This window comes from Verrucomicrobiota bacterium (genome assembly GCA_034440155.1).
Classification (GTDB): domain Bacteria; phylum Verrucomicrobiota; class Verrucomicrobiia; order JAWXBN01; family JAWXBN01; genus JAWXBN01.
Window position 1 is genome coordinate 1 of the sequence record JAWXBN010000033.1, and the last position, 13,477, is coordinate 13,477.

Sequence of the window (13,477 nt, forward strand, 5' to 3'; positions counted from 1 at the left end):
GAACATAATCATTGTACTACTCGTATTACTCCTTCTCTTCGGTGGCGGCGGCTTTTATTTAGGCGGCCCAGCTATCGGAGGTGGACTCGTCGGTCTGCTCCTGTTGATCGCTTTAATCGCCTATTTTATGGGTGGTTTCCGTTCGAATCGCTAAGCAACCGATAAACCGCGCAAATTGCTCTGAGGGACCCCGAGCTCCCGCTCATCCGGATCGAGGTCCCCCAAGCTTTGCGCAATCACAAAGCAATTTGCCCGTCAACTGGATGGACCCGAGCTTCCGCTCGTCCATATCGAGGAAGGCTCAAGCCTTTCTGGAATCTCCACGCAATTTGTTTCCGCTGTAGGGCGAGCTTCCGCTCGCTGTGACTCCGTACATATCTGGAACTATTTACCTGACCTTTCCCGATTTGGCATGGGAACACATGAGGCCCCTCAGTCAAAATAATCTGTGGCAGTCGGTGCAATCTGTGGATAAAACCTCCCAACTCCATCAGGCTAAATCCTCAGGAACTTTTTTCTCTCATTTTGGGATTCTTCTCTGAACTCTGAAATGACTCTCTGCGTGTAGGGCAAGCGGCCCTGCTTGCCACGGGCCAGAGTTTCATGGTGACATCAGAAGACAGACAGCAACGGGGCTCTGCGGCCTTCCCAGACTTCGCGAGAAACCCCGCCCCGCCGTTTTTGAGCAAATTGCCCCGATGGCGTTCAAGGCAGGTGAAGGGTTCCTTCGGGTGTTGGATACGCTCGCCCGCCCGATCTGTGGCTACCCTCACACCCTACTATCAGCGACTTTTTCGTATCGCTACGAACCAATCTGAACTGATGGCCGACCTCTGTGCCAAACTTACGGTATCCGACATTCGGCAAGTGAGGGCCGCTTGCCCTCCACAAAATCAGGGAACACGGGCAATATTCCTTTGAGCGTTTGCGCAAAATCACTCTTTAGTTTTTTGTCGTCTTTACGGGGGGAACTTTTCTTTTGTCCGGGGCAAATTGTTTACGGACATAATAAAGGCCGTCGGCATAACGGGCCTCGTGTTTGCCTAGGACATGGCTAAAAAGGTGGATCATCCCCTGGTTGGTCGCGAGCATGGAGGCGGTAAAACCTTTGATGCCATTTTCCAAAGCAATTTGTTTCAGCTTTTCGAGCAAGAATGTACCGATGCCTTTTTTCTGGTAGGGATCATCGATGGTGACAGCGACCTCCGCAAATTGCGTCGTAGGGTTTTTAAAATAACGTCCAACGGCGATGAATCTCTCCTCCCCGTTGATTTTACGAAAGGCCACGAGGGCCATGTCATTAACATAATCCACCGATACAAATTTTTTGAGGAGTTCGGTAGGAATTTGTTTGAGGTGGGTGAAATACCGCTGGTAAATCGTTTCTACGGAGTGCGACGCAAAAAGCGCACTTAACCGGCCGTCGTCATCGGGGCGGATCGGGCGGACATAAGCCTTTAGCCGGCCCGGGAAAGTCGCGCTGGATTCATATTGTGCAGGGTATTGCCCCGGCTGTAGGCTCTCCGTCATATCGATTTAATACGAGATAACCCCATTTAGGTGGATGCGCTAGAGGTATTTTTCCACTCTGTCCCACCATCAAAGGCTGCTCTACTTTTCTTTGATCAGGGGTACGGCCCGCAGGTCGAGGGTATAAGGAGCCCGTTTATGGCTGTGAAAAGCTTGTGGCTCCGAGATTTGGTCATTTTTCTCGGGGCAAATGCTTAACCTTTCGGCGACGCGTTCACGAGCCTCGCGTTCATCACGAGGTAATCCGTCGTAAGAACTGGCTTTAGGTTTCCAATTCAAATAATCAAAAGCATGGACGATCTTGCCCGTGTGGCGGTCGATGAGCTCAAAGGTGAGGGGGGAATGAGCCTTGACCTGGGGCTGGAGTGAGTGGGTCAGGTCAAAGAGCCTGTATCGGATGGAACAAACCGCTTCGTGTTCCCCTTGCATCACCAGAGGGGCACGATAACCATTCACCGAAAGGACCGGGAACTCAAAAGCTTTCTCCGCTTTGATGAATACCTCTAAACGATCGGTCGAACTGTCCACACACCGGGCCACAGTCCCGGCGGCGGTGGGTTGCTCACCCAGCACGGGCCACGACTCCACCGCCTGTCGCAAAATGAACTCCGCACCGGGAATACTGAATTTCTCAATGACCGGATAACGGAAGTCGATGATACCGTCAAAAAGGTCTTCCCTCATGTCGAAGCCAAATTCATTTATGTATGCGATGACCGAGCGCAAATTGCGTTTAAGGAAATAGGGCATGGCGAATTCATCATGGAGCCTGTGCTCGAAATCAACGAGGGCCCCCTCATACGGGCTCTGGATAAAACAAGCCGCCAGCACACGCAAGAGTAAGTGCGGCGCGAGGAAGAGCTCCCGTGTGGGCATCATCTCAAATGCGCGGAATTCGATCAAGCCCAGCTGGCCATTTGGCAGGTATGAATTATAAAATTTATCCACGCTGATCTCGGCCCGGTGCGTATTACCATTCCAGTCGAGGAGCAAATTGCGCAGGATCATGTCGATTTTTTCCGGGGAAGCCGGGGCCGGCATGGCTTCGATCGCGCGCAGGGAAATCTCCAGCTCATAGAGCAGGTCGTAAAAACTCTCATCCACACGTGGGGCCTGGCAGGAAGGCCCGAGAAAGAGCCCTGTAAAAATAAATGATAGAGCCGGGTGATTCTGGAAAAATCGCAGGAAACTCGGGAGCAACCGGGGACATTTCAAAAAAGGATTCTCCTCCAAGGATGGGCCCCCGAGGATAATATGTGAACCCCCGCCCGTGGCGACTTTGCGCCCGCTGAATTGGTATTTGTACGGACGTAGGCCCGCTTGCTCAGCGCAATGGAAAAGCAATTTGCTGAAACGCTCCTGTTCATCCCAGTTTTTTGTCGGGGGGAGATTAATCTCTAGGACCCCGGGATCGGGAATCACCGTGAGTTTCTCGATCTCGTCTGAGGAGGGAGGGGGATAACCCTCCAGAATAAACGGCGGGCACTTCAGAGCGGTGACGGTTTCATTCAGGGACTTCGTCAAGGAAAGGAATGCCGCTTGGCTTTTGACGGGAGGCAAAAAGATGCATAAGTCGCCCTCGTCATTATACTGGACGGTGAGGGCTGTCAGGATGGTGTCCTGGGGTAATTTGCTCAAGGGCAGGCGCAGGCCAATCGGGCTCTCACCCGGGACGAGTGTGATCTCGTCTGAGAGATCGAAAGTCCATTTTTCTGAACGCCATTTTCCGGCCTCAAAATCCAAGGGCAACACATATCCCTTTGGTGTACACATCGTCCTCCACTTGTCGGAGTCCGGTGCATGAGCAAAGTCCGGTACGACAAATGATTCCTTGCCCCGGTGGAATACTGGCAGGGGTACGGTCTCGCCTTTGCTTGCGGCAAAACGCATTTGTCCCTCGACATCTTCAAAGGCGGGTTGCGCCATTTCCTTCGCCAGTCCGAGGTGCTGCGCAAGTTGCTCAGCTAATAAGACTAAAAGGGCGGGGTCAGCGGTTTGTTTTGTTTTGGATTGGTCAAATTTAAAACGGCTGAGGCCATTCCATAACGGTTGCCCATTTTTAAAATAATAAATGCCCAAGCACCAGCGCGGCAGGGCTTCCCCCGGATAATGTTTACCGATAGTCTGCATGACCAGCGCACCCGGGTAGGATTTCTCCGCGAAGCACCGCACGAGTGAACGGCCCAGTTTTATTTTTTCAGGACCTAGGGCTGCCGTATTCCATTCGGCGGCCTCCGTATTCTCCGGGACAAAAGTCGGTTCACCCCCTTGAGTGAGGATCACCCCGTTTTTCTTAAAAACCTCATCCGCAGCGCGGCCTAATGAATTAATATGTTCGATCATAGTCATGATATTTTTTGCACTTTTACATCGATTTCCAAGCCCGAAAAAAGGCCCGGGTCGCCTACATAAGATCCACTGACGGGAAGCGTTTGATAGGCCTCCCGCGATACAGCCACACGGATATGGTAATCATCGGCGAGCCTCCCGCATGTCGGGTCAAAACCTTTCCAGCCGGCCCCCGGCAGGTACACCTCCGCCCAGGCATGGGTCGCCCCCGCCGCGGCTTGCTGGCTGACATCATCATTCCCGCACAGGTAACCACTGACGAAACGCGCCGCCAAACCCATCGTCCGGGCCGCCTCCATGATCAAGAGCGCAAAATCCCGGCAGGACCCGCTGCGGATGCGCAGGGTCTCGGAGGGAGATTGCACCCCAGGGGTTTCACGTCGGGCATAAGAAAAATACATGGGCACCGAGCTATTGAGCGCCGTCAGGAAATTCATCGTCGAGGCTTGGCCATTCATGTCGAGGAAAGGGGATATCCAGGCACGGACATCGGCCGCGTCGGTGAGGGAGAATGGCAGGAGAAAAGGGCTGATATCGAGTTTCTCCTCATCGGTATATTGCATGGGCAGGTTTACCGCATGCCTATCGAGGACGAAATTAAACGGGTTCGTATTAAACTGCTCGACGACGACCTCGCTTTCGATAACTAATTCATCCAAAGGTTTTTCAAATGTCAGCAGTGCCACACAATTATTAAACACATCCTGGACCCAACGGATCTGGTAGGCGGGTGAAATGTCCAGGCGCGAGGATTTGATTTTGAGGTCATGGCCTTCGATCGGGCGGATGAAACAACGGTGGATACCAAATGTCACCGGTTGCAGGTAGGTATATCGTGTTCTGTGATAGACGTCTAAGATCATAATTTAACCCATCCGTTCATTATCGGACAGGGAGGGTTCTTCCCTGACGACTTTGACTGTGACTTTGAGTGTTTGACTACTGGAACCTTTAAAGACACCTTTCATCGGCGGGACATCCCCGTAATCGCGTCCGCTACCGATGACGATATGGCGTTCGCCCTGGATCATATTATTTGTCGGGTCAATGCCGACCCAGTGTCCGTTCGGGGCATAGACCTCGACCCAGCCGTGGCTCGCGGTCGCCCCGACGAGATCCTCTTGATCAGGAGCATGAACCGCGCCATCCATCAGGGAATCTGTCTCGATATATCCGCTCACATAACGGGCGGGTATGCGCGCACAACGCAAGACAGAGATCATAAAGTGGGCGAAATCCTGGCAGACACCCTCTTTACGGGACAGGAAATCACGCACGGTCGTATGCGCATCCGTCGCCCCGGGCGTGTATTTAAATGTCTGATAAATGTATTCATTAAGATTTTTGACCGAGGGTCCAAAGGGGGATGTCGAGTCCACAAAACGTTTCGCAATCGCAAAAGTCTCATCGGTGAACTGGATATACCGGGACGTACCGAGGAAATCGTGGAGTGTCCTTTGATTCTGGCGCTGCAAATAATGCGACTCATTAACGGTGAGGACCAGCCCGGTCAAGGGGTCGGAATAAGGCAGGGTCTCCACATCACAGCAAGAACTCACGATCAGGTGGTTATGCCGGAAAGGCACGGAAACCACCTCGACATAATTCTCGAAATAATCGGTGTAACTGTCCACCGGGACAAAGGGTTTGATTTGCGTGAGGAAACGCGACACCTTTTGGTGGCGAGAATCCCGCGGGCGCAAACGCATCTCGCTAAAAGATTCCGAGGCCGGCTCGGAGTAACTGTATTCAGTGGTATGTTGGATGTGGAAAAACATTTTATTGGATCACGTTAAAAGCCTGGTGGTGCAGGTAATAATCCGCGATGACGACAGCCAGGTTTGTTGTGTCATTAGAGAGTTCATCGATGAATTTCACGATGGATAAGGGTTTATTGCCGATTTCACCGGAGAAAAAGATATCCAAGTCGGCAAAGTCCACCTTGCTTTTGAGTTTCTGGCAGACTTTCAATGGGGTATTGATTTCGTCATGCCGATTTTTGCCGAAAACACTCTCCAGTCCAAATTCAACATGGTGCAGGCAAAAAAGCACGGACCGGGGGACATCCGCATCCTGCAAGAGTAAACGGGACGCCCGTTGGACAGTGGGTCGGGTCTGGTATAAACTGCGGTAGGCATAAAGACTCGAGAGCATCCGCAAAAGGGCTTCTAATCCGGAATCCGATTTTGACTCTTCACTGCCCCGTTTTGCCAGGATTTGACGCATCAGCAGGAGGGTTGTTTTTGCGCGTTCGATATAAATGCCCATTTGCAAAAAGTGCCAGGCATCATTATGCAGCATGGTCTTTGTTGCGCAACCCGTGAGCGCGTCAAATTGATTGAGGATTTTATCCTGGAGCTCCTGGGTACGGAGCATGTCCAAGGTCGCGACCTGGTTTCCCCAGACCTGGGCCTCGTCCATCATCTGGTAAAGGTCCTGGACGATCGCCCACAGCTCGGGCGTGACGGCCTCCCGGGTGCTTAATGCGTTATCGCGCACGTACTGTACGCAATTTGCTACGGAGGAAGCATTTGAGCCGTCCAAAAGCGTATAATGAGACAAGACATTCCGGCGGATGAATTTCTGTTTCTTGAAAAAATTCGTCGGGTGGCCGGTAGCAGTGGCCATGGCCTCCCATAATGGGGCCCATTCCTGGGGATTCCGCCGGGCCTGCTCATCCGACTGGACATCGAGGATCACGCGTAGGATGCGGGTGATATTTTCCGCGCGCTCCATGTAACGACCGATCCAATAAAGATTCTCCGCGATCCGGCTACCCAGACGCATACGGCGTTGAGGAATCGAGAAGGATAAGGGTAACTCCTCGGCGGCTTTATCTTCACCCCTGAGCACCCAAGTGTCCTTGATCCCACCACCTAGACCCGTGGAGATGATATTTGAACCTGCGTCGATGGCGTAACGGGTCAAGGCACAGATCGGTTGCTGGCGGTACGTGCGCCCGCCAAAAGCAAAAATCCTCATGCCGCAGTGGCGTTCATCCAGGCTCTGTCCAGTGATCGCGGGTAATTTACTATTTGCACACCTTTGCTCGGCGACAAAATCCTGTGGCCGCGACAGGATCATGTCCTTGACCCGCGCTATTTGCTCGGGGGAAAATGTCGAGCAGTCCCATTTATTTAAATCGTCATCGCACTCGACAGCCCTGAAAATCATGTATTGGTCGATATCCGAAAGGATCGTATCACACTGGTCATGGTCAGCGAGCCAGTACCTTTTCACCGAGGGAATGAGCAAGGTCTCCCCGAGGTAGAATTTCGCCATCTGGGGCAGGAATGCCATCAGCGCGCGGTTATCCCCGATGCCTGTGCCAGCGGCATTCACGATCGACACGGTGCCTTTGCGCACACAGGTCATGAGCCCCGGCACACCGGCCATACTTTCCTGACGGAATGAAACCGGATCCAGTAGGCAATCATCCATCCGGCAATAAATCACGTCGATAGGCTCTAGGCCGCTGATGGTTTTAAAGTACACGCGGTTATTCAGCACGATCAAGTCCCCGCCCCGGACCAGGGGGATACCCATCTGCCGGGCGAGGAATGTATTTTCAAAATGAGTCTGGTCATAGACACCAGCCGAGATCATCACCACACGGGGTTCACCCAGGCTGCTCACAGCAAACGAGCGGACATGCTCGAGGAGCTCGGTCGGGAAAGAGTTTAACGAGCTGATATCGGCCAGGTCCATCAGGTCTGAGCAGGTCTGGCGCAGGACATTGCGGACTTGCATGGCGTAGCTCATCCCGGTGGGGTTCGAGACCGAGTCTTCGATGACGACCCATTGGCCTTGGGGATTCCGGGCGAAATCGATGCCTGCGATGTGTACATATATATCGCGCGGCACACGCACGCCCACGGCCGTCCTCTGGTAACGGGGATCGTCATAGATAATCTGGAAGGGCACGATGCCTGATTTTAAAATCTCTTGGGAATCGTAGATGTCGCGGAAAAATGCATTCCAGATATCGATCCTCTGGGTCGCCACTTTCTGGAGGAATAACCATTCTTTCGAGTCGATCACCCGGGGAAAGGGATCAAAGGGCACCACATGGTCGGGATCATTTTTGTCGGTATAAAGTAATGAGGTGACCCCGAGCTCTTCCATCAGCCGCTGGCCCTGAGATTTCACTCGTGCGGCGTACCCGGCCTGTAATTGCAAAGCCCCGTATGTCTGATCATAGACTCCCCGCGCCACACCCATGGACAAGGCGATCTCTTCGAGCTCGGTGCCCTTACGGTTACGAGCGGATTGCAGCACGGGTTTGGTCATGGGGAATACTTCGCTCATAGTCAGGGAAAAGATGATCTTCACCAGAAAACGCCCGGCTGACAAGCTCGCGCGTGATCTTTATTGTTGGCTCTGGGTTAACTGCACGGTCACATTCCCGTGACGGGAATCGGGGACAAAACGGGGGTGGCTATAAGTGATATAACTCTCGTATAATCCGGCCCCGACTTCATTTAAGGAGGATTGTATCCCGTCGACGACTTGGTGCAGGCCTTTGGCAAAAATGTCATCGACCTCACTAAAGCTCAGCTCCGCCATGAGGCGCCCACTGACTTTCTCGGGCCGGTTCAGAAAGCCCCACTCACCCGCCCCGGATAGGCGGCGCAAAGCCCAGTCCACCCGTCGCACACAATGCAGCACGGATCGCGGGAAACTATTCGACAGCAGCAAGAGCTCCGCGACACGTTGGGCGACGACCTCCGCTTTGTAGCGGCGTTGGTACGCTTGGGAAGCACTGCGGTTCCGCAAAATCGCATTCCACTGCACGATCATCCGACCGGCATCCTTATTCTTTTGAGTCAGTAGGTGGAATTTATCATCAATCACACGCGATGTTTTGTCCGCACGCTCGATGTAGCGCCCGATCTGGATGAATTCCCAGCCGTCCCCGTGGTCGATGGTCGAGTCAGTCACCCCGCGGAATCCATTAGAGAACCGGACAATCTCCCGGAAAAAGCCGTAGGGATTCCGCTCAAAGAGTTGGCGGGATTGTTTCGAAATGAGCCAGAGATAAAAGCGATTCATCTCCTCCCACATTTCCTCAGAGATTTGCTCACGCACCGTACGGGTGTTTTCGCGGGCGGCGGCGACACAACTCACGATGGAGTTCGCATTTTCCCGTGAGAAAACCAGGAACTCAGTCACCCCTGTTTGGTCCGAGTCATATTGCAGTTTTTTGAAATTCGCCTTTTCCCCGAGGCACTCGACGAGCGGCAGCCAGTCCAAGCTAATGGGCTGGGATTGTGCCGGGGGAATGTCCAGCATGAGCTGGGTATTGACCTCGACGAACCGGGCGATCTCCTCGGTCCGCTCGACATAACGACTCATCCAGAATAAACATTCGGCGACGCGACTGAGCATATTATTGGTCTCCTTCCAGTACCCAGGTATCCTTGCTTCCGCCCCCTTGGGAGGAATTCACCACGAGCGAACCTTTTTTCAGGGCGACTCGGGTCAGGCCCCCGGGGATAATCGTGACTTTCTCTCCATAAAGGATGTACGGGCGCAGGTCGATATGACGGCCTTCGAATTCCCCGTCACAATAACAACCCAGACGAGAGAGAGAAATGGTGGGTTGGGCAATGTAATTTCGGGGGTTACCCTTGATCAGGCGGCGGAATTTCTCGATCTCAGCCTTCGTCGAGTGCGGACCGACGAGCATGCCGTATCCTCCGCTTTCATTGGCGGCTTTGACCACCAGCTTTGGCAGGTTTTCCATGATATATTTCATGTCCTTTTCTTCACTGGCAAGGAATGTCTCCACATTCGGCAGGATCGGATCTTGGTTCAGGTAATATTTGATCATCTTTGGCACGAAATAATAAATGACCTTGTCGTCGGCGATACCCGTGCCGATGGAGTTTGCCAGGCTGACATTACCCGCCCGGTAAGCCCCGACGAGTCCGGGGACCCCGAGCATGGAGTCTTTGCGGAAGACTTTCGGGTCGAGGAAATCATCATCCACCCGGCGATAAATGACATCCACATGTTGGAGCCCTTTGGTCGTGCGCATATACACGTGGTCATCCTGGACGGTCAAGTCCCGCCCTTCGACGATCTCGATGCCCATCTGCCGGGCGAGGAAAGAATGCTCGAAATACGCACTATTATAAATGCCCGGGGTCAGGACCACCATATTGGGGTCAGGCCTCTGGTGTGGCGAGATGTACTGGAGTAATTTCAGCAGCTCCTGTGGGTAACTCTCCACCGGGCGTACCGAATAATGCTCGAAAAGTGCCGGGAAAATATTTTTCAGCGTATTTCGGTTCTCAAGCAGGTAAGACACCCCGCTGGGCGTGCGCCCGTTGTCCTCGAGGACGAGGTATTCCCCGTTATTGTCCCGGATCAAGTCCGTGCCGCAGATATGGATATAAATATTACGCGGGACATTAAATCCCATGAATTCCGGCCGGAAATGTTTCGCTTCCCGGATGTAATACTCCGGGATGACCTTGTCCTTAATGATTTTTTGGCCGTGATAAATATCGTGAAGAAAGAGGTTTAGGGCGGTGATCCTCTGGATCAGACCCTTTTCGATGCGTTTCCATTCATTGTCCGGGATGATCCGGGGCATCAGGTCAAAGGGGAAAATCCGTTCGGTCCCCTGTTTATCGGAATAAACCGTGAACGTCACCCCCTGATTGAGGAAGAAGGTATCCGCCAATAACCGGCGCTGGTCAAATTCATCATGCGAAAGCTGGTTAAATCTCTTAATCAACTTCTTATAATGGGGCCTGACCCGGCCATTTGCATCGAAAGCCTCGTCAAAAAAGCCTTCCGTTTTATACTGATCAAAAGAGTTCTTCATGGATTATGGACCTTGTCATTTATAGCATATTGAAAATCAGAACATTGAGAAGAGCAAATCACGTGCCAGCTTATATAGTAAAAATCGCGAATTCATTTTTATCGCCCCCCCCCCGCAAAAGGAAATATTTTAGCCGCCGCAAATTGCTCCGGGGATATGAAGCACCCCTCAAATCCTATTCTTCGGGCTCATTGGTTCGCGAGGAGGTCGCGCGGAGAGAGTGGCCCGGCCATCTTGGCCATGTTTTTCCCGATCCCAGCGGGCGAGGGCGCCCGTGCTACTTTAATCCTTCCCCCGAGAAACCAGAGGCCGATGGAGGAATTACCCGCAGCAATTTGCTCTGGGGGGGGCTCGTGATCCACAAGAACCGTCATCTAAATGGAATGTCCCAAATTTTGGCCCCTATTCCTGCGTTTTTTTACGAAGTCTGATACTTCTTAAAGTTCTCTACCTATTCGAAAATCTCTTTATAGACTTCGTCTCCGTATTGTCTGTGCAGGAAGGTCCGCAGATCGTCTTTGATCAGAACTTCTCGTGAACTGCCGCTCAATCGCTTCACCGAGCACACGCGGGTAGCCTTCGGCTCCGAGGAGGTCGATGATCGCGGCTTCGAGTCGGGCTTCAGTGAATTTCATCGATTATTTATCTCCGTTTCCAAATCGGTTAATGAGGTAATGATATCATCAAATGATGGGCGACGTCCAAAAATCATATCCTGCATAGCGACATAATCATTACGCATCGCATCGAGCACATGATCGGGCGGGATCAGTTTAAGCGTGCCAGACTTTGCCGCTTCATAGTTAGCCCAGCTGCGAGGGTAGAATTTTTTTCTTAAACAGAACGACATCAGCCAGCAGTGCCAAATCTCCCAATGCGGTTCTTTTCAGATTCTCGTCGGATGCCATGAGGCAAAGGTCGTAGTAGTGGCGCGAATAGCGCTCGGGAACGACTGACTCCTCGGGGCGGTGGGCTTCATGGTGTAGTATGGTCGCTTTTTCCCAGAACGTGCGCTCTGCATTGATCGCACGAACAGAGCAGCGCGGTTCATCGAATTGCTCAGGGAAATCCTCCGCGGCGTATGGTGTGATCGTATGCTCCGAATGTGGCAGCCAGGACGCCAAAGGTCCGATCTCCAGTTGGATGTAAGGCAGCAGGCCCTCCGCATGAGACGTTTTCGGATATTCCACCCGGATAATGTGCCCTTGGTCTTTTTCGTCAGGTTTGACCTCTAGGCTGCAATGTGAACCGAGCGCATCATTCAGAAGTGGCAGCATGGTTTGAGCGATGTAGACACAGGCCCACTCGTTGAGTGCCTTATTAAATTTTTGCTGTTTCTTCGTCGAACGTTCCCTCATCGGGTCTTGTCCTCCACCAGCGACTCTCCAATCCAGTACCAAGTCGATGTCCTCAGAAAAGCGGTCAATCAGTCCATAGACTTTTGATAGGCTGGTGCCTCCTTTGAAGACGAGTTGGCCGGACAGGATAGGATGTTCAAATAAATGTTTCAACGTCCAGCAGACCCAGAAATCCTTTTCCACGATGCCAATCGTTCCCATGCCGCGCTTTTCCGCCGTCAGCGTAAAAAGTTCATTCCGATCTTTCTCTGGGAGTGCTGCCACACGATTCATGACTGCATCTCCTTGGCCACGGCTCGTATGACGTCACATACCCACGCTGGAGCCGTCCGGGTATCCCGAAGGATTTTTTCCCACTTGGGTAAGGGGATTGCAGCTTTAAGCTTCTTTCGGATTTCGGCAGTGATTCGCTTTTGTCCCAAAGCTTTCAGTGCCTGCACGATGAGTTCACTTTCACTGTGTTTAAACCCGGATTCTTTCAAAATCCGTTTCTTGAATGTTAATTCCCGCTTTCCGATGAGGAACGTCTTGCTGGGTCCGTCGGAAAGGTAGACTGCCTGTACCGGGACCTGGGTGGAGAGCCCTAGAATATTCAGGGCCGTATTTTCTGACGGCTGGATGCGCCAACCCGATTTACGCGCCAACGCCTGCGCCACCTGCCGGAGATCCGGCTCCATCGGGCCTCCGATCAGTTTACTCACTCGAGGGTAGTCGTATAAGCCACGGAACACCCGTCGAACCGTTCCTTTCGCTTCCAGATTCGTCAATGCCTGGCGAATGGAATCATCCCCTCCGATGTCTAAAAAGTCATTTTTAGAGAATGCCCAACCCCTATGGTTAGCATAAACTCTTTTAACTGCTTTATCTTCAATAGATTCCATGAACTTAGTTTGGACTATATTTTCACAAATTGCACGGCCATTTTGTGAAAATAATGCGCCTTATTTTTGCGGGTCATCTTTGATGAAGGCTGAATTCTGAATGAGTATCAGTGTTATTCTGGGAGGTATTTAATTCCATATTCATCATCCGAACGTATCCGGTATTTGAAGGCCGTTATTGACAGGAACCAGAGGTCGCGCGGAGAGGGTGGCACGGCCATCTTGGCCATGTTTTTCCCGATCCCAGCGGGCGAGGGCGCCCGTGCTACTTTAATCCTTTCCCCGAGAAACCAGAGGCCGATGGAGGAATTACCCGCAGCAGGGCGCGGTAGTGCGACCAGGTGACCTGCGGGGAGAAGGCTGGCAATTCTGCGCCCGGTGGGTGCTGAATTGGCGGAGTTGCACCACCTAAACCGAATTTGATCCCCAGCGGGTGCTGAATTTGAGGCAGCCGCTGGGCGTATGCCTGGTGAAATTTCCGGAAGTTCTGGAGATTGGTGACCGAAAATCCTTGGCCATACTTC

Annotated in this window: 11 protein-coding genes; all 11 read right to left on the reverse strand. The window is 52.4% G+C overall.

Annotated features, from left to right (window positions below; genetic code table 11):
* Positions 1 to 942: 942 nt before the first annotated feature.
* A complete protein-coding gene (locus SGI98_03530) occupies positions 943 to 1,530 on the reverse strand; it encodes a GNAT family N-acetyltransferase (GenBank protein ID MDZ4742473.1) in 588 nt (195 codons plus the stop codon).
* Positions 1,531 to 1,611: 81 nt separating this feature from the next.
* Positions 1,612 to 3,879, reverse strand: a complete 2,268-nt coding sequence (locus SGI98_03535) for a transglutaminase family protein (GenBank protein ID MDZ4742474.1) — start codon at positions 3,877 to 3,879, stop codon at positions 1,612 to 1,614.
* Complete coding sequence (locus tag SGI98_03540; GenBank protein ID MDZ4742475.1) at positions 3,876 to 4,742, reverse strand: transglutaminase family protein; 867 nt, start codon at positions 4,740 to 4,742, stop codon at positions 3,876 to 3,878. Before SGI98_03540 ends, SGI98_03535 begins: the two co-directional genes overlap by 4 nt.
* 3 nt (positions 4,743 to 4,745) lie before the next feature.
* Positions 4,746 to 5,657, reverse strand: coding sequence for a transglutaminase family protein (locus tag SGI98_03545; protein MDZ4742476.1), 912 nt, complete (start codon positions 5,655 to 5,657; stop codon positions 4,746 to 4,748).
* A gap of 1 nt (position 5,658) precedes the next feature.
* Positions 5,659 to 8,187 (reverse strand): circularly permuted type 2 ATP-grasp protein, encoded by a 2,529-nt coding sequence (locus tag SGI98_03550; GenBank protein MDZ4742477.1) that lies wholly within the window; start codon positions 8,185 to 8,187, stop codon positions 5,659 to 5,661.
* A 60-nt stretch (positions 8,188 to 8,247) separates the two neighbouring features.
* Positions 8,248 to 9,267, reverse strand: a complete 1,020-nt coding sequence (locus tag SGI98_03555; protein MDZ4742478.1) for an alpha-E domain-containing protein — start codon at positions 9,265 to 9,267, stop codon at positions 8,248 to 8,250.
* 1 nt (position 9,268) lies between these two features.
* Positions 9,269 to 10,714 carry a circularly permuted type 2 ATP-grasp protein gene (locus SGI98_03560; protein ID MDZ4742479.1) on the reverse strand — a complete coding sequence of 482 codons (1,446 nt, stop codon included), beginning with the start codon at positions 10,712 to 10,714 and terminating at the stop codon, positions 9,269 to 9,271.
* Between the two features lie 188 nt (positions 10,715 to 10,902).
* Positions 10,903 to 11,076, reverse strand: coding sequence for a hypothetical protein (locus tag SGI98_03565; protein MDZ4742480.1), 174 nt, complete (start codon positions 11,074 to 11,076; stop codon positions 10,903 to 10,905).
* 441 nt (positions 11,077 to 11,517) lie between these two features.
* Complete coding sequence (locus tag SGI98_03570) at positions 11,518 to 12,345, reverse strand: nucleotidyl transferase AbiEii/AbiGii toxin family protein (GenBank protein ID MDZ4742481.1); 828 nt, start codon at positions 12,343 to 12,345, stop codon at positions 11,518 to 11,520.
* A complete protein-coding gene (locus SGI98_03575; GenBank protein ID MDZ4742482.1) occupies positions 12,342 to 12,953 on the reverse strand; it encodes a DUF6088 family protein in 612 nt (203 codons plus the stop codon). Before SGI98_03575 ends, SGI98_03570 begins: the two co-directional genes overlap by 4 nt.
* 265 nt (positions 12,954 to 13,218) lie before the next feature.
* The coding region (locus SGI98_03580) for a hypothetical protein (protein ID MDZ4742483.1) at positions 13,219 to 13,477 on the reverse strand (259 nt) is incomplete at its 5' end.

Coding starts and splice junctions, on each gene's coding strand:
- SGI98_03535 (MDZ4742474.1), bottom strand. CDS start 3,879: ATGACTATGATCGAACATATTAATTCATTAGGCCGCGCTGCGGATGAG.
- SGI98_03560 (MDZ4742479.1), bottom strand. CDS start 10,714: ATGAAGAACTCTTTTGATCAGTATAAAACGGAAGGCTTTTTTGACGAG.
- SGI98_03575 (MDZ4742482.1), bottom strand. CDS start 12,953: ATGGAATCTATTGAAGATAAAGCAGTTAAAAGAGTTTATGCTAACCAT.
- SGI98_03550 (MDZ4742477.1), bottom strand. CDS start 8,187: ATGAGCGAAGTATTCCCCATGACCAAACCCGTGCTGCAATCCGCTCGT.
- SGI98_03545 (MDZ4742476.1), bottom strand. CDS start 5,657: ATGTTTTTCCACATCCAACATACCACTGAATACAGTTACTCCGAGCCG.
- SGI98_03540 (MDZ4742475.1), bottom strand. CDS start 4,742: ATGATCTTAGACGTCTATCACAGAACACGATATACCTACCTGCAACCG.
- SGI98_03555 (MDZ4742478.1), bottom strand. CDS start 9,267: ATGCTCAGTCGCGTCGCCGAATGTTTATTCTGGATGAGTCGTTATGTC.
- SGI98_03570 (MDZ4742481.1), bottom strand. CDS start 12,345: ATGAATCGTGTGGCAGCACTCCCAGAGAAAGATCGGAATGAACTTTTT.
- SGI98_03530 (MDZ4742473.1), bottom strand. CDS start 1,530: ATGACGGAGAGCCTACAGCCGGGGCAATACCCTGCACAATATGAATCC.